The 16,599-nt window shown below is 64.0% G+C and carries 6 protein-coding genes; all 6 read left to right on the top strand.

The window, feature by feature from the left end:
* Positions 1–29 precede the first annotated feature (29 nt).
* A complete protein-coding gene (locus tag F1640_RS18265; protein ID WP_194920550.1) occupies positions 30–566 on the top strand; it encodes a hypothetical protein in 537 nt (178 codons plus the stop codon).
* Entirely contained in the window at positions 566–1,069 is a 504-nt protein-coding gene (locus tag F1640_RS18260; RefSeq protein WP_194920549.1) for a hypothetical protein, read from the top strand. The genes F1640_RS18265 and F1640_RS18260 overlap by 1 nt, the downstream gene beginning before the upstream one ends.
* A complete protein-coding gene (locus F1640_RS18255) occupies positions 1,066–1,941 on the top strand; it encodes a hypothetical protein (protein WP_194920548.1) in 876 nt (291 codons plus the stop codon). The genes F1640_RS18260 and F1640_RS18255 overlap by 4 nt, the downstream gene beginning before the upstream one ends.
* Before the next feature lie 2 nt (positions 1,942–1,943).
* Positions 1,944–2,756, top strand: a complete 813-nt coding sequence (locus F1640_RS18250) for a hypothetical protein (protein ID WP_194920547.1) — start codon at positions 1,944–1,946, stop codon at positions 2,754–2,756.
* Positions 2,757–2,832: 76 nt separating this feature from the next.
* Positions 2,833–3,528 carry a hypothetical protein gene (locus F1640_RS18245; RefSeq protein ID WP_194920546.1) on the top strand — a complete coding sequence of 232 codons (696 nt, stop codon included), beginning with the start codon at positions 2,833–2,835 and terminating at the stop codon, positions 3,526–3,528.
* On the top strand, positions 3,528–16,592 hold the full coding sequence (locus tag F1640_RS18240) for a phage tail tip lysozyme (RefSeq protein WP_194920545.1): 13,065 nt from the start codon (positions 3,528–3,530) through the stop codon (positions 16,590–16,592). The genes F1640_RS18245 and F1640_RS18240 overlap by 1 nt, the downstream gene beginning before the upstream one ends.
* Positions 16,593–16,599: the final 7 nt, after the last annotated feature.

The raw sequence follows: 16,599 nt of genomic DNA, 5'->3' as shown, positions 1-16,599 counted from the left end.
GTCCACGTCGGTTTTTAAGGGCGTGCGACATGGCAACTACCACCGGTATCGATGATGGCGTGGCGAACAGGGTAGCCGCGATCACGTCGGGCAATTCGGACCTGATGAAACTCGCCCGAACGCAGGGCATCCAGGCGGCCAACCGGCGTGGGCTCGGCAATTCGTCGATGGCCGTGCAGGCGGGGCAAACAGCCGTGCTCAACGCGGCCACGCCAATCGCATCGCAGGACGCGCAGACGGCCGCTGCATGGCAGACCAACCAGGCCAACATCGCCGCCGACCAGCAGAAAACCACGGCGGCGCTGGCGGCCGACCAGCAGAAGACGATGGCGTCGGCCCTCACCGACCTCACCTCGCAGCGCTTCAACGCCCTGTCCAACACGCTGAATAACGCCGAAATTCCGGCGGCGACGCGCGCGGCCGTGCAGTCGTCGATCAACGATCAATACAAGCAGGGTCTCGACTATCTGCAAAGCCTGTACGGCGTGCAGTTCGTTCCGACGGCATCCGCCACCCCGACGCCGGCCACCACGGGCCTTGGCGCGAATCTCGCCGGAATCTACTGATGCGCCTGCGCGCCGGCCGGGCCATCGATGCGCCGCGTGTGGCGGAGCTTTTGGCCGAACGTCTGCCTGATACCTGCTACGTCGACCGCGATGAGGTCGACCAGACGGTCGCGCGCCGCCTGTTCGCGCAGGCCGCGCAGCGTCACGCCGGCGTTCATGATGGCTCGACCTTTTTCATGGTCGCGGTCGATGATGACGATGCGATCGCGGCTTTTTTCCTCGGATCGCTCGGGCGCACATACGGGGTTGGCCGCAAGCTCTGCGCGCAAGATCACTACTTGCTTGGGCGCGCAGACTGCCCGCCGCGCGTGCTCGTGGAACTGTTCGAGCACTACCTCACCTGGGCGCGATTGAACCCCCGTGTGATCGAGATCGGCGCGAGTTGGTCGGACGCTATTCCCGGCTCGCAGGCGATGGGCGCGATCTATGAGCGCCGTGGCTTCCAGCTTTGCGCGCAGACGTATCGCCTTAACCGCGCGCCAGACGAAAAGGCAGCAGTATGAGCAATCCGTTCAAGGCCATCGGCAAGGCATTCAAGGCCGTTGTGAAGGTCATCAAGAAGGTGGCTCTGCCGGTACTCGCGATCGGTGCGGTCGTTCTCACCGGCGGCGCGGCGCTTGGTGTGCTGCCCAGCGTCGGCGCGCTCGGGAGTTCGCTCGGACTATCAGCGGGACTAACAAGCGTCCTATCGACCGCCGCGACATCCGCGACGATCGGTGCCGTCGGTTCCGCGCTGACTGGCGGCAACATTCTCAAGGTCGCGACAACGGGATTTGTGGCGGGTGCGGCGCTCGGCGGCTTCAATGCTGCGATCGGCGGTGCCGCGAAGGCGGGCACGGCCGCCGCCGATGCCGCCAGCAGCGGCGCGAGCGGTGCCGGCAATGCGGCCAGCACGTTCGCGGAGCGTGTCGCCAGCGCTCCGGGCCTCGATGTCATCAGCAACGGCTCCTTGAGCGGAGGCGGACTGGCATCGCGCGGTCTTGGCACCGCACTGGGCGGGTCATCGGCCGCCTCCGGCCTCGCTGCGGCCACGGGTGCCGGAGGCGGCGTGCTTGCCCCTGTTGTCGCATCGGCGGCTCCCGTTTCGTCAGGCAGCGGCATCCTCGGGTTCATTAACAGTAACCCCGTCGTTTCCGGCATGGCGTTGCAGGGCCTTGGCCAAGGGATGCTCGCGCGCGAGCAGTCCAAGGAAGCGCAGCGCAACCGCGACGCCATCGCCGCCAACTATGCCGACACGTCGGGCTTGCCGACATACTCGTCGCCGAGCGGCGGGCTCGGCGGCCCGAACGCATCCGAAGTCTTCAACGCCGCGATCTATGCCGGGAAGAAGGTCAGCTATGACCCCAGCACCGGCCGCATCAACGTAGGGAGTTAATCATGGCCGGTCTTGGTAGCTCCCTCATGCAGCCGACGGCACAAACGCCCGCTGCCGCGCCGATGTCCGCGCAGCCTGCGCCAGCCGCCCAGGACGATCAGGGCGGCATGGATGCTGGCGGTCAGCAGGCCGCCTCGCCGGAAGAACAGGCCGAACTCGAAAAGTTCGTCAGGGCCATGCAGGCGGTCATCTACCCTGATGCCACGCCGGGCGAGGTCTATCCGCAGATCATTGCCGACCTGAAAGGCCAGTTCGACAAGAAGGCTCTCGACCTGTTCGACGGGGTTGAACCCCCGTTGACCAACTCGCCGCAGGACTGCGTATCGGCAACGGCCGTGCTCATTACGATCGTGGTGGATCAGAAATTCGGCTTGCTGAACCGTGCGCTGGATACCGCGGATTCCGGCCAGCAGCCGAAAATGGAGAACGAGCCGAACGAGGAGCAGCCGGGCCAGCCGGAAGAAGATCGCGCGCCCGAAGCATCCGGCGAGGACGAACAGGACTTTTCGCCCGAAGCCGTCCTCTACCAGGCAGGGCGCGAGGCGGTCGAGGAAATGATCGAAATTTCCGAAGCGGCCAAGCTCCACGACTTCAACGATCAGGACATCGAGGGTGCGTTCCTGCGCGCGCTCGACCTGTTCCGCGTTGCTGCGACGAAAATCAACCCGCGCATTGTCGATGCCTTGAAGACTGGCTTCGCCCAGCTCGTCGATGCCGATCGCGCCGGCCAGTTGAACAAGATTCTGCCCGGCCTTCCCGGCGGTCAGCCGATACCGGCTGGCCAGCCGCAGGCCCCGCAACAGGGAGCCGCATGATATGGCCGGAGGTCTCGGATATTTCCTCGGTGGCGCGCTGTCCGGGATCGGTCAGGGCATCGCACGTCAGGGCGAAATGGACGCGGAGCAGCGCCGTCAGGTAGCGCTTGAGAACCTGCGCCAGCAGAACAACCTTGCGCTGGACGATCATCGCAGCGCCAACCAGCGGCAGGAAATTGCCATTCAGGGCGACGAGCAGCGCAAGAGCCAGGAGAGTTCGGCGCGCTGGCAGGACTGGGGCGACGCGCGCAGCAACGATCGCCGCACCTCCTCGACCATCAAGATCGACAAGGTCCGCAATGCGCTCGACATCGCGAAGGTGCAGGTGCAGGCCCGTTTGGAAGAAGCGCAGCGCAACAACGACACCCAGCGGCAAATCCAGCTTCAAGGCGCTCTGCGTCAGATGGAAAGCGGCGACATCAAGGACGTCGTCGCATCTGGCGATGGCCGCTACTACGGCGTGACCAAGGGCGGCCAGAGGATCGACCTCGGCATCACGGCACCGGACAAGCAACTCTATTCCGGCGGGGCCGGTGCCGGCGGCCTCCTTGCTGAACTCGGGCAGGATGCACCTCAGGCATCCGCGCCAGCGCCCGCCGCCGCGCCGCCGGCCAAGCGCGATAGCGGCCGTGCGCCTATGACACCGCGAGTGAACAATCGCGGCGTTCCGTCATTCGCATCGGACACCGAAGCCGACGCATTCGTCAACAACCCCGCCAACAAGGGTAAGTCGTTCATCGGCCCTGATGGCAAGAGGAGGATCGTGCCGTAATGGGCTGGAGAGACGCACCGCTCGACGAGGCCCGCGACACCCCTTCAACGCCAAGCTGGCGCAATGCCCCGATCGACGACAACGAAACGGATCGTCGTCCGCGTTCGACACTCCGGGAACGTCGCGTGGTGGCCCAGCCGCAAGGCAATGCCGCCGATGCCGCGCCGGCCGCGCGCGCACCTGGTCGCCAAGCGGCTCCAGCCGCGCCGATCCAGCGCGATAACGCGCCCTCCCGCATCGACATGGGGTCGACGGGTGTTGCGCTTGGCCTGACGCCAGAAGCAGCTACCCGCGCCAACGAGACGGCGGCACGGGCGGAAGCGGTCGTTAATCCACCGGCACCCATGTTGCCGGCCAACGGCTATCTTGGCCGCCAGGCGGTGAAGGCCGAACAGGCGCTTGCCGGTATCGGGTCCGGGTTGGCGCGCAGCGGCGCGGCGATGATCTCGTCTCCTGCCCTTTCCAGCGCATTCGCTCCGGTGTCGCCATTCATCGGGATGCTGCGCGGTGGAGCGGGGCAGGCGCTCGGAGAAGTCATCAACCAGCACGCGGACAATGCCGATCGGTACATTGGCGCGCCGGTCGCAGGTGACACGTCCTGGGAGGATGTGAAAAGTGCTGGCGGACTGGGGGCGAAGCTCGGCGCGGCTGGCCGATTCGTGCTGGAACAGGGGCCTTCATCGCTCTTGTACCTGCCCCTGTATGCATCGCCTGAAGGTGTGGCTCTCTATGGCACATCGCTGACCGGCAACATCGCGCAGGACCGCGCGCGCGCGAACAATCGCGACCGTGTTGATGCAACAGACGTGGCGCTCGCGGCCCCCGCCGCTGCGATCTCCACAGCGCTCGACAAATATGGCTTCGAGAACCTGATCGGAGAGCACGGCGGCAATGTCGCCATTCGCGTTGCGAAGGCCGCCCTCGGTGAAGGTCTGACGGAAGCCGTTCAGAACCCGATCGAATATGCCGGATCGTCCTTGGGAACGCGTGCTGGCTTTGATCCGGAACAGGCCATTGACCAGGCGCTTTCTGGCGGACTGGTAGGGTTCGCTGCCGGTGGCGCATTCCGTGGTGCCGCCGAAGCGATCGATTCGAGCGGCCGGCTTGTCGGACGCAGGCAGGATGATACCCGCACCCCTCCGGTCGGCGCACGGGAAGCCGCGGTTATCGATGCTGCCACGATCAGCCCCGAAGATCATGCCAGCCCGCTCGAAACCAGCGACATCGTTGCCGGGCGCATGGACATCGCCAACGCGACCGGATCGAAAGTCGCCAACGACGCCTTGACGGCATCCGGCCTGCCGACGGTTGGAACGCGCGTGACCGTCGGGAATCTCCCCGGCGGCAAGTCGATGGCCGGCACGATCGAAGATCACTTCGCCGATGAAAGTGGCGCAGGCGTCGTCATTCGCCCCGACGGCGGGGGCAAGCCCCTGCGCGAGTACCTTGATACCCTCAACGAGCTTGGCGTCACCATCGCGCCAGCCAGCCCCACAGCCGAAGCCGACGCGATCGACGCCGGCCTCGCTGCGGATGCATCCCTACCCGCACAGGGCGCAGGTGTTCCCTCTCCCTCGCCTGTTCCTGTGCGGCAGGCGGCACCGTCGCGTGATCCTGCCCACTCCACGGCGCGCGGCGGTGCCGTCAACCAATCGATCGTCGATGGCCTGCGCAAACGCGGTCTGTCCGAAGGTCAGGCCATGGGTATCGCCGCTGGCATTCATGCCGAATCCGCTAGCAATCCCAACGCACAGAACCCGTCGTCTGGCGCGTTCGGCCTTGGCCAATGGCTCGGTGCACGTGCAGCGGAAATTCGCCGCCGGTTCGGAGACAAGCCGACCTTCGACCAGCAGCTTGACTATCTCGTGTGGGAACTGCGCGGCGGAGACCATGGCGGCAAGGCGGTGCTTGCCGAGAGCGACCCGGCGCGGGTGCTGGACGCCTATGTCCGGAAGTTCATGCGACCGGCCGCCGGCGGCGAGACCGATGGCGACATTGCGCGCGGCATGTCGGCGTTGGGCCAGCCGGTCGATACTGCATCCCGCCCCGGGTTGCAGGTTGAACCAACGAAGTGGTCGGACATCCCTGCGGATGAACGGGTGTCGACGCCCATCAGCGAGGTGCAAGCCCCGACGGTCCAGCGTCGCGATATTCCCGGATCGGACATGGCTGGCCAGCCGATCGATAAGGAGTGGACGCGGTTCGCTGAAACGTCGGGAACGCTAGGGATCCCGCGCGCCGAAATGCCGCAGATCAAGGCCGAGCATCGCGGAGCCATGGTGAACTTCCTCAATGCGCGTGACATCTCGCATCAGGAGGAAACCGTTCCCGCCTCGTCCCTGCGTCCATCGCAGGCGGAATTCTCGCCGGAGAAGGTGCAGAAGGCCAAGGATTATGAGGGAGGCAACCGCGCCATTCTCATCTCGTCCGACAACCATGTTCTTGACGGTCATCACCAGTGGCTTGGCGCGCGCGATAACGGTGAGGACGTGCGCGCGATCCGGCTCAATGCGCCGATTCGTGATCTCATCCAGGCGGCCCACGAGTTTCCGAGTTCGGAAACCGCCGATGGCGCTACGCCGGCAACGGCGGCCAATCAGTCCGCAGCCAGCCCAGCAGTGGCGCGTGTTGAGGAAACCGCGACGGGCAAGAGCGTCGCCGTGATCGGCGCGAGCCAGGCAGAGCGCGCAGCGATCGACGCGGCCGTACCGCAGGCGAGATTCATGGTCCGCAAGGACGGTGCGCTCATCTACTCGAAGAAGTATGCCGACAAGATCGCGGCGGCGATCACCGGCGCTTCAAAGGTTGCCGCAGCAACGGCGGTGCCGCAGGCTGCGCAATCCGGAGAACAGGCCAAGATCGACGCGGATTTTGCCGCGAATCGCGCTGTCATGCGCAATTTCACGAGTAGGCAGGAAGTCGAATGGGAGCATTCCAACTTCTACCGCGACGGCACGGCGCGGACGTTCTCCGGGACCGTCGATAAAGTTTCGAGCAAGGATCAAGGGATCATCCGCGTTGTCTCGCCCTCTGGCGCAGACTACTACGTGCCGGCCCGGTTGCTGCGCCAGAAAGAGAAGGGGCCGAAGGCCGAAGCGCCCAAGCCCAAGGAAGAACACCCCGGCCTTGTCGTCCACAACCTGCGGACAGGCAAGGAAACCGTCATCAAGCCGCGCGACACCGTCCCTGTCGGGCAACCCGTGCCGCAGCGCGAGACGGACAAGAAGAACCCGAACCCCTATGTGCGAACGGGTGAGAAGGTCCGCTTCCTGGAACAAGTCGAATATCTCGGTGGAAACCCTGACGATACCTACACGGTGACGTCAGCGAGCAAAACGGAAGCGTTCTTCACGAACGATGCATCGGGCGGTCGCTCCTCGCTCAAGAACTATCAGATTGCCGCGGCGATCCGGACGGGCAAGATGGCCATGGTGCAGGCGGAAAAGCCGTCCGCCAGCGCGACGCCCGAAGCTACCGCCCAGGCCGCTCCATCCAAGAACCGCCTTGTCACTGACGAGCGCGCCGCCGAACTGCGCGAACGGCTCAAGGCGAAGCTGAACCCGAACCGGCTCAACAGCGGCCTTGACCCCGAAATTCTCGCGATCGGGGCGGAGCTTGCCGTCTACCACATCGAGAAGGGGGCGCGGCGGTTTTCCGCGTTTGCCCGGGCCATCGCCAACGATCTCGACACCCCTCTCGCCTCTATCCGGCAATATCTGCGCGGCTGGTACAACGGTGCCCGCGACATGATGGAGGACATGGGCGAGAGCGTCGCAGGCATGGACGATGCCGGCGAGGTCGGGAAGTCGATGCGGACGTTCGACCAGTGGGCCAATACGGCTCCAATGACAGGAGGAGAGGATGGTGCTACAGGAAGCGCCAATGTTGAACTTCCGAACCGCGTACCTGCAAGCGATGCGGGAACAGGCCCCAGCGATGTTCAACGAACTGCGCCGGTCGGGCGGGATGGACGCGCACCTCAACAGGAAGGCGGCCGAAGCCCAGGCGATGTTCCGGGAACTGACCGAGGGCAAGCCGACCCTGCCGAGCGGGGCACTGGCGAACCCGCAGGACGCGCAGCAGGCGACGGAACAGGTGTTCGCGACGCTGATAACCTTCCCGCCGCCGAACAGCGCACCGGAAGCCGATCCAGCGCGACCCGCCGGGCCGCCGATTCCGTAAAGGGCGAAGACTGGTCGATCACGCCTGGCTCGTTGAGCGAGGAGAGACCGCTCCAGCAGAAGGCGCGCGACAACATCGACGCCATCGCTCTGGTGAAGAAGATCATCGCGGAGGACCGTCCCGCGACGCGCGCCGAGCAGGAAACCATCGCGCGCTATGTCGGCTGGGGCGGGATCAAAAACGTCTTCGCCGATGTCGATGGAACCTACGGGAAGGGATTCGAGGAACTCGGCCCTCGCCTGCGCGAATTGCTGTCGGACGAGGAATACGAGACCGCGCGCCGATCGATCCAGTACGCGCACTATACCTCGGAACACGTCGTTCGCCCCATGTGGGAGATCGCGCGGCAACTCGGATTTACGGGGGGCGTCGTCTTCGAACCCGGTATGGGCACCGGCAATTTCCGGGGAATGATGCCGGCCGATATTGCGGCCGCAAGCAGCTACAGCGGTCTGGAATATGACCACCTGACCGCGAACATCGCCCGCCTTCTCTATCCGCAGTCGGGTGTCCAGCAGGGCGATTATACCCGTGTGCCCGGCATCAAGGGTGCGGTTGACCTCGTAATCGGCAACCCTCCCTTTTCGGAAACGACCATCAGCGCCGATCCGGACTATGCCAAGCACAAGTTCGTGCTCCACGACTTCTTCTTTGCGAAGTCACTGGACGCGCTCAAGCCGGGCGGGCTGCTGATGTTCGTGACGTCCGCCGGCACGATGAACAAGCTCAACACCAAGGCCCGCGAGTACCTGGCTGACCGGGCGGACCTTGTTGGTGCAATCCGCCTCCCGGGCAATGCTTTCGAGCAGAACGCGGGAACGTCTGTCACCACGGACATCGTAATCCTGCGCAAGCGCGGACCGGGCGAGAAGCCCGGGGATCAAGCGTGGGTCAACACCGATACCCTGACCCTTCCCGACCGCGACGGGAACATGGTCGATGGTCAGGTCAACCGCTACTTCATCGAGCATCCCGACATGGTGCTTGGCGAACAGGGGATGTTCGACAAGCTGATCGCAGGCCCCCGCTATGCCGTGCGCGCGCCCAAGGGCTTCGACGTCGAGCAGGCCATTCGCGATGCTGCCACGAAGTTGCCGGGCGCGATCACCAGCACGACGCCATCCCTCACACCGGTTGGCGCCAGCGACATTGATATGGCGTCCAACGAGAAAAAGGACGGCTCCTACTATTTCGATGCCGACGGCCGGTTGATGCAGTTCCGCAACGGGGTTGGAACCCCCGTGCGGGCACCAGGCAAGGGCGTGACGGGTGGCATGTCGGCGGCGGCCCAACAGCGCGTGCGCGGGCTCATTCCGATCAAGGATGCCTTGCGCGAAGTGTTTTCGGCCGACCTCAAGGCCGACACGATCGCGGGCGGAAAAGCGCGCGAGAAGCTGAACAAGGCATACGACGCCTTCGTTTCCAAGTTCGGCCCGGTCAACAAGACCGACATCAGCTATCGCGCGCCGAATTCGGTCCAGCTAGAATCCGCTCGTGCTGCCGCGCGCGAGGAAGCGCGCCTCGCCGGCAGGGAATGGGATGACGGATCGTTCGACATCCAGCCGTACCTTGATCGCGGCGCAACGCTTGCCGAGATAGCCCGTGATCGCAAGGCCGCGCGCCAAGCTGCAATCGCCGCCGGCCGCCGATGGAATGAAGGTTCGTTCGAGCCCTCGGATGTTCCCGACACCGTTGTCGAAAAGCGTCCGAACCTCGATCCGTTCATGGACGACGAGGAAGGCTATCGCCTGGCCGCGATCGAGCATTTCAACAAGGATACCGGCGAAGCGACGAAAGGCAGGGTGTTCTACGAGAACGCCATCAAGCTCGACAGCACTCCCACGATCAACTCGGCGGAGGATGCCCTCCTCTACAGCCTGAATCGCGTTGGCCGCCCCGACATCCGCTTGATGGCCGATATGGTTGGTATGTCGCAGAGCGCCGTGCTCGAAGCCGTCGGCGACCGGATGTTTGAGGTTCCCGGCAAGCCGGGCGTCTACGAGACGTCGGAGATGTACCTCTCGGGCAACGTGCGGGAAAAGCTCGCGCTGGCCCGTGAACAGGCCCAGCGCGATCCCGCATTCAGCAAGAACGTGCGCGCGCTCGAAGCTGTCCAGCCAGCCCCCCTCACCCCGTCGGAGATCGCGGCCAACCTCGGTATGCCGTGGATCCCGACCAAGGTAATCGAGCAGTTCGCTACCGAGAAACTTGGCCTGCAATCCGCCAAGGTTTCGTACCTGCCCAAGCTGGCCCAGTGGACGGCCGCAGGGGACAGCTACAGCGCCGCGGCGAAAACGACATGGGGCACCAATCGCATCGATGCCATGGCGTTGATCGAGGCCGCGCTCAACCGCCAGACGCCGCAAGTCTTCGACCGCACCGAAGATGGCAAGCGGATGCTGAACACGGTCGATACGCAGGCCGCCCAGGACAAGCTGGCCGAGATCAAGGCAGCCTTCAAGGAATGGGTGTGGTCTGACGCCAGCCGATCGGCGGCGCTCGTCGACCAGTACAACCAGCAGTACAACAGCCTCGTCGCCCCCAAGTTCGACGGGTCGTATCTCTCGACGCCGGGCATCGCCTCCGGCTGGGAATGGCGGCCGCATCAGAGCGCCGCCATCGCGCGCATCATCCAGACCGGCAACACGTACCTGGCGCACGAGGTCGGTGCCGGGAAAACGTCGGAGATGATCGGCGCGGGCATGGAAATGAAGCGGCTGGGGTTGATCTCCAAGCCCATGTACGTCGTCCCGAACCATATGCTCGGGCAGTTCACCAAGGAGTTCTACGAGCAATACCCGCTCGCCCGTATCCGCGTCGCCGACGAGCAGCGTTTCCACACGTCCCGCCGCAAGGAGTTCATCGCGCGCGTCGCCGCCGATGACCTCGACGCCATCATCATCACGCATTCGGCGTTCAACTTCATCCCGATGTCGGACGAGTTTACCGCGTCGATGATCTCCGATCAGATCAATGACCTCGTCGATGTGCTGTCCGAGGTGGACAAGTCCGAGCGCGCGACGCGCCGGAAGATCGAGCAGCAGAAAGAGCAGCTTGAACAGCGGCTTTCCGGCCTGACCAACAAAAAGCGTGACCAGGTATTCACGTTTGAGGAAATGGGGGTGGACTTCCTGTTCGTGGACGAGGCCCACCTTTTCCGGAAGCTCGACTTCTCGACGAAGATGGGGAACGTGAAGGGCATTGATCCGGCCGGATCGCAGATGTCTTTCGATCTCTACGCGAAGACGCGGTTCCTCGAAAGCAAGCGGCCCGGCCGCAATCTCGTGATGGCATCCGGGACGCCGATCACAAACACCATGGCCGAGTTGTTCAGCGTCAGCCGCTACCTGCAGCAAGACGAACTCTCCAAGCGCGGGCTTGGTCACTTCGACGCATGGGCCGGTGCCTTCGGCGATACCGTCACGTCGCTGGAGCAAGACCCCGCCGGCGGATACAAGCCGGTCACGCGCTTTGCCCAGTTTGTGAACGTCCCGGAACTCTCCGTCATGGTGCGGCAGGTGATGGACGTGATCGGCGCGGCGGAACTGCGGCGCTACGTCAGCCTGCCGAATCTCAAGAACGGCTCCCGGCAAATGGTGCTGGCCGAACAGACGGACAGGCAAGCCGAGTACCAGGAGGTGTTGCGCGAGCGCATGATCGCGATCCAGCGCCGGTCAGGCCCGCCCAAGAAGGGCGACGACATTCTGTTGTCGGTCATCGGCGATGGCCGGAAGTCCGCGATCGACTATCGCCTGATCGATTCGGCCGCGCCGCGCGAGGAAGGGTCCAAGCTCGAACGCATGATCGAGGAGGTTGCCCGCCGTCACAAGGAGTTCTCGCGCACCGGCTTCCACACGCCGCTACCGGGCGGGGCCGGGTTCAGCGAAAAACCGGTCACGCACGGCCCGGCAACGCAGATGATTTTTTCCGACTTCGGGATCAACGGCGAGTTCCCGGTCCACAAGTACATCCGCAATTCCCTGATCGAGCGCGGTGTCCCGGCTGGCCAGATCGCGCTGATCTCGGACTTCAAATCGCACATCGCCAAGCAGCGCCTGTTCAACGACATGAACGAAGGCAAGGTGCGGGTGCTGATCGGGTCCGTCGCCAAGATGGGGACGGGCGTGAACGCACAGAAGCGCCTGCGCGCCGTGCATAACATGGATGCCCAGTGGTATCCGGCAAACGACACGCAGCGCAACGGCCGCATCATCCGCCAGGGCAACATGAACCCCGAGGTCGAGATTCTCGATTACTCGACCAAGGGCACATACGATTCGCAGATGTGGAACCTGATGGCGAAGAAAGCCCGCTTCATCGAGGGTTTCATGCGCGGCGATCCGACCATGCGCGACATGGAGGACTTGGGCGAAGCCAGCCAGTACGAGCAGGCGATGGCCATGACGACGTCTGACCCGCGCATCATGGACATGACCGAGTGGAAGCAGGAGCTGGAGAAATTCCAGCGCCGCCGCCTCGCCCATGAGCGCGAGCAGCAGAACATCCGCCTGCGGATTGTTCGGGCAGAACAGGCGATCAAGGAAGCAGACCGGCTGATCCCGCTTATCGAGAAGGACATTGCCCAACGCGCACTGCCCTCATCGGACGAATTCACGGGTGAGGTGCGCGGGCAGCAGTACGACGATCGCAGCGAGTTCGGCATGGCCCTGATGTCCGCCATGGATGACATCGTCGAGCGGGCAGACGGCCGTGACCTGCGCGAAGGTGTCGGCAAGTTCGGCGGTTTCGCGCTTGTCGCGGAGACGCATCCCGGACCGGACGGCGGACACCAGTTTTTCACGATCAAGCGCAATGGCGGACGCGACAGCCGGGTCGATGTCGGATCGGATTCGCGCGGCCTTGTCACGCGCATGGCGAACGCGCTGCGCAGCTTCGATAAGGAACTCGCTTACGAGCAGGAGGATCGTTCCAGCGCCGAAGGGCGCTTGGCCGAATACCGCCCGAAGCTCGGTGAGAAGTTCGACGATGGCGGCAAGATCGAGGAGTTGAGCAGCCGCATTGCCGACATGGAGGAGGTGCTTCGCAAGGAGAGCGAAAAGGCCGCCGCCGCAACGTTGCCGAAACAGTCCATCCCCGAAGGCAAGCCAGTCGCCGTTCTTAACGGCGATGAGCTGGGGACGTGGAGCGACATGCTCGACCTGCAGAAGAAGGCGCGGGCATGGTATCGCCAGAACCTCACCTTCCGCACGGTGACATCGAGCGATGGTCAGAAAATCCAGTTCACGCGCGCCGGTGAGGGCAAAATGCGCGCAGGCGACAGGATCATGCGCGCCGTGCCGGCCATCCGCGCAATCTTGGAACAGGGCAAACATGAGGGGCCGCTGCCACCGTCCGACAAATGGGCGGCGCGCGGCGTGGTCGCGGCGCACCGCTACACCGCCCCGGTAGAGATCGATGGCCAGACCCATGCTTTCGGCGTTCTGGTACAGGAGATGAAGGACGGCCGGCGGTTCTATGTCTTGAGCGACAAGCCGGATGAGTTGGGAGCCGGGGGCCGATCATCGCTGATCGAAGGTGCTTCGCAGCATGGCCCGAAAGAAATCACCCCCGGCGACATCAATCTATTCGTTGTGGACCAATCCGGCAATAGCGACGTTCCATCCGATTTGACCGATACCCGGTCCGCGCTGGATGCCCGCCTTGGAAAGCTCCGACTTTCAGACAAGGTTCGCCTGGCTATCGTTGATACGCTGGGCGGGCAGGCGGCTGGCCAGTACCGCGACAAGCTCATCACGATCGCGACCGATACCGCGCAGCCCGCCGCTTTCACGCTGGATCATGAGGCGATCCATGCATTGCGCGACCTTGGCCTGTTCAACAATTCCGAGTGGGCCATACTCGCCTCGGCGGCGCGCCGGGATCCCGGTCTCATGCGCTCAATCGATCAGCGCTATTCGGCCCTCTCGCCAGACGCCCGGGTTGAGGAAGCTGTCGCCGACCTCTTTGCCCGTCATCAGGACGGACGCTACAAGGCCGCTGGCACCGTCGAGCGCGTGTTCAAGCTGCTTCGCCAGGTATTCGAGGCCGTCCGCAACGCCTTTGCCGGCAGGGGTCTGCGCACTGCCGAAGGCGTGATGCAGAGCGTCGATGCCGGTGAAGTTGGCGCGCGGGCGCAGACCCCTGCGCTCGATGAAAGCGAAGCCCGCTATTCCATCCCCGAGCGCGAGGACATGGTCTCGCTCGCGGGGGCGGAGCCGTCGTGGAAGGACAAGGCCAGCGATGCCATCGACCGCTGGCGCACGGCCGTCCAAGACAGGTATCTTCCGCTCCTGAAAGTGCAGCGCCAGATCGAGCAGCAGACCGGCAAGGAGCTTCCACCATCCCGCAACCCGTACATGGGCGAGGAACTGATGACGGGCCGGATCGGGGCTCGACTGGAACGGCTTGCGCAGGATCACGTCGAGCCGCTGTTCGATGCCATGCACGCCGACAACGTCTCGATCGATGAACTCGAATCCTACCTCTATGCCCGGCACGCGCCCGAGCGGAATGCCAGGATTGCCGAGATCAATCCGGACTTCACCGAAGGCGAAGGCTCCGGCATGACGGACCTCGAAGCCGCGGCGATCATGTCCCGCATCCGCAAGGACGGGAAGCTCGATGCCATGAAGCGCCTTGCCGCGCGCGTCGATGCGATCAGGGATATGGCTCTCAACTATCGTGTCGAGACCGGCCTGATGAGCCAGGAGCAGGCCGACGAATGGCGATCGACATACGAGTTCTATGTCCCGCTGCGCGGCTTCAAGGAAACCGGCACCGATCCGATACCAGCGCGGATGAACCGCTCGGGCGGCGGCATCAACGTGCGTGGGCGCGAAAGCAAGTCCGCCTACGGACGGCGCAGCAAGGCGGATTCCCCGTTCGCGTACACCATCATGCAGGCCGAGGAAGCGATCGTTCGCGGCGAGACCAACCTTGTTGCGCAACGCTTCGTGAACCTCGCTCGCGCCAATCCCGATCCGGGGTTCTGGAAGGTCAACAAGGTCACCGAGCGCCAGCGGATGAACGAGGATAGCGGTCTGGTTGAAAGCTACCTCACCCGTAACTTGCTGGCCGAAGATCGCGACTGGACCGTCAGTGCCAAATTCAACGGCAAGGAGGTCCGCGTCACGATGGACAAGGGCAATGTCGATGCCCGGCGGCTGGCTGATGCCATGCGCAACCTCACCCAGCACCAGCTTGACTGGATCACGCTGCACCTGGGCAAAGTGAACCGATTCCTTTCGGCGGTGAACACCAGCTACAACCCCGAGTTCATCATCACCAATGCGTTCCGCGACTTGCAGACCGCCACGTTCAACCTGTCCGGTGAGGGCGTGAAGGGTGTCGTTCGCGGCACCTTGCGCGACTATCGCGCCGCCCTCGTCGCGTCGACTAAGGGGGCATTCGGCAAGCACAGCGGGGAATGGGGTCGCTGGTATGACGAGTTCGTCAACGAGGGCGGCCGAATCTACTTCAACAAGGTCGAGAACATCGAGGAGATCAAAAAGCGGATTGCCGGCGCGGCGAAGCTCGCCACGATGAAGGCCGGCGGCGGCGGCGCAATGATCCAGGGCAAGCGGGCCTTGCTCGCTATCCGTGACATGATCGAGAACCTCAACCTGGGCGTCGAGAACGCTATCCGGCTTTCCGCGTTCAAGAACGCCCGCGAAGCAGGTTTGTCGCCGGAGCGCGCGGCCAGCCTCGCCAAGAACCTGACGGTGAACTTCAACCGGCGCGGGACGGCAGGCCCGGCGATCAATGCGCTCTACCTGTTCGCGAATGCCTCCATTCAGGGCAGCGCTCGCATTCTCATGGCGATGCGGTCGCCCAAGGTCCGGAAGATGCTGGCGGCAACGATGATCGCCAGCGCGGCGGTGGAACTGCTGAATGCCATGGTCAGCGCGATCGATGACGATGGCGAAAGCATCTACGACAAGATTCCGGAATACGAGAAGGCGCGCAACATCGTCCTGATGCTCCCGGGCGGATCGACCTATGTGAAGTTCCCCCTGCCCTACGGCTACAACGTCTTTTGGGGAGCCGGCCGATCGGCGGCCGAGATCGCGCGGCGCGGTGGCGCGCGGTGGAAGGAGACCATGGCCAACTTCGCCGGTGAAGTCGCCGATGCGTTCAACCCTGTTGGCGGTAGCCAGAGCTTGCTCAACTTCATCGCGCCTACCATCGTTGATCCGATTGTGGACCTTGAGCAGAACAAGGACTTCTCCGGTCGCAAGATCATGCCGGATCAACCCGCCTATGGCCCGCAGGAGCCCGACAGCCAACGTTACTGGGGTTCGGTAGGCCCGCACTGGCGCGCCATCACCGACGCGCTCAACGAGGCCACAGGCGGCGATGACGTTGTGCCCGGTGCCGTGGACGTCTCGCCCGAGACGCTCGAATACCTGGCTGGCACGGCGGTCGGTTCGGCCGGCGGGTTCCTCGACCGCATGGCGTCGCTGGTGAGCAAGGGCTTCGACCCCGATGCCGAGGTCACTGCCAACGACATTCCGCTCGCCCGCAAGGTCACCGGCAGCAAGCCGGCATGGTACGACAAGAGCGCCTACTACGATCGTATCGGTGCGACCGAGCAGGAGCTATCCTACGTCAAGAAGTATCTGGAAGCCGGCAACCGCGAGCAGGCGAAAGCCTATGCCGTATCCGTGCGCCCCTACCTGCTGCTGGAACCCGAGATGAAGCAGGCCAAGCGGGATATGAAAATCGTGCGCAAGGCCCGCGCGGAACTGAACCTGGCGGAGCAGCGCGGCGCGATCGACAGCACGTCCTATCGCATGAAGAAGGCGCGAGTTGATGCAGCGGAAAAAGCGGTGGTCAGCCGCTTCAACACCGCATGGAACACGGTGATGCAGGGCGAAAGGTGACGAACGC

Source organism: Novosphingobium sp. NBM11, from assembly GCF_015390225.1.
Lineage (GTDB): Bacteria > Pseudomonadota > Alphaproteobacteria > Sphingomonadales > Sphingomonadaceae > Novosphingobium.
The sequence above is the reverse complement of the archived record's forward strand: the minus strand, read 5'-3'. Positions and strand labels throughout refer to the sequence as shown.

Excerpts from the sequence above, each read along its gene's own strand:
- F1640_RS18260 (WP_194920549.1), top strand. The coding sequence starts at position 566 with ATGCGCCTGCGCGCCGGCCGGGCCATCGATGCGCCGCGTGTGGCGGAG.
- F1640_RS18250 (WP_194920547.1), top strand. The coding sequence starts at position 1,944 with ATGGCCGGTCTTGGTAGCTCCCTCATGCAGCCGACGGCACAAACGCCC.
- F1640_RS18240 (WP_194920545.1), top strand. The coding sequence starts at position 3,528 with ATGGGCTGGAGAGACGCACCGCTCGACGAGGCCCGCGACACCCCTTCA.
- F1640_RS18255 (WP_194920548.1), top strand. The coding sequence starts at position 1,066 with ATGAGCAATCCGTTCAAGGCCATCGGCAAGGCATTCAAGGCCGTTGTG.
- F1640_RS18265 (WP_194920550.1), top strand. The coding sequence starts at position 30 with ATGGCAACTACCACCGGTATCGATGATGGCGTGGCGAACAGGGTAGCC.
- F1640_RS18245 (WP_194920546.1), top strand. The coding sequence starts at position 2,833 with ATGGACGCGGAGCAGCGCCGTCAGGTAGCGCTTGAGAACCTGCGCCAG.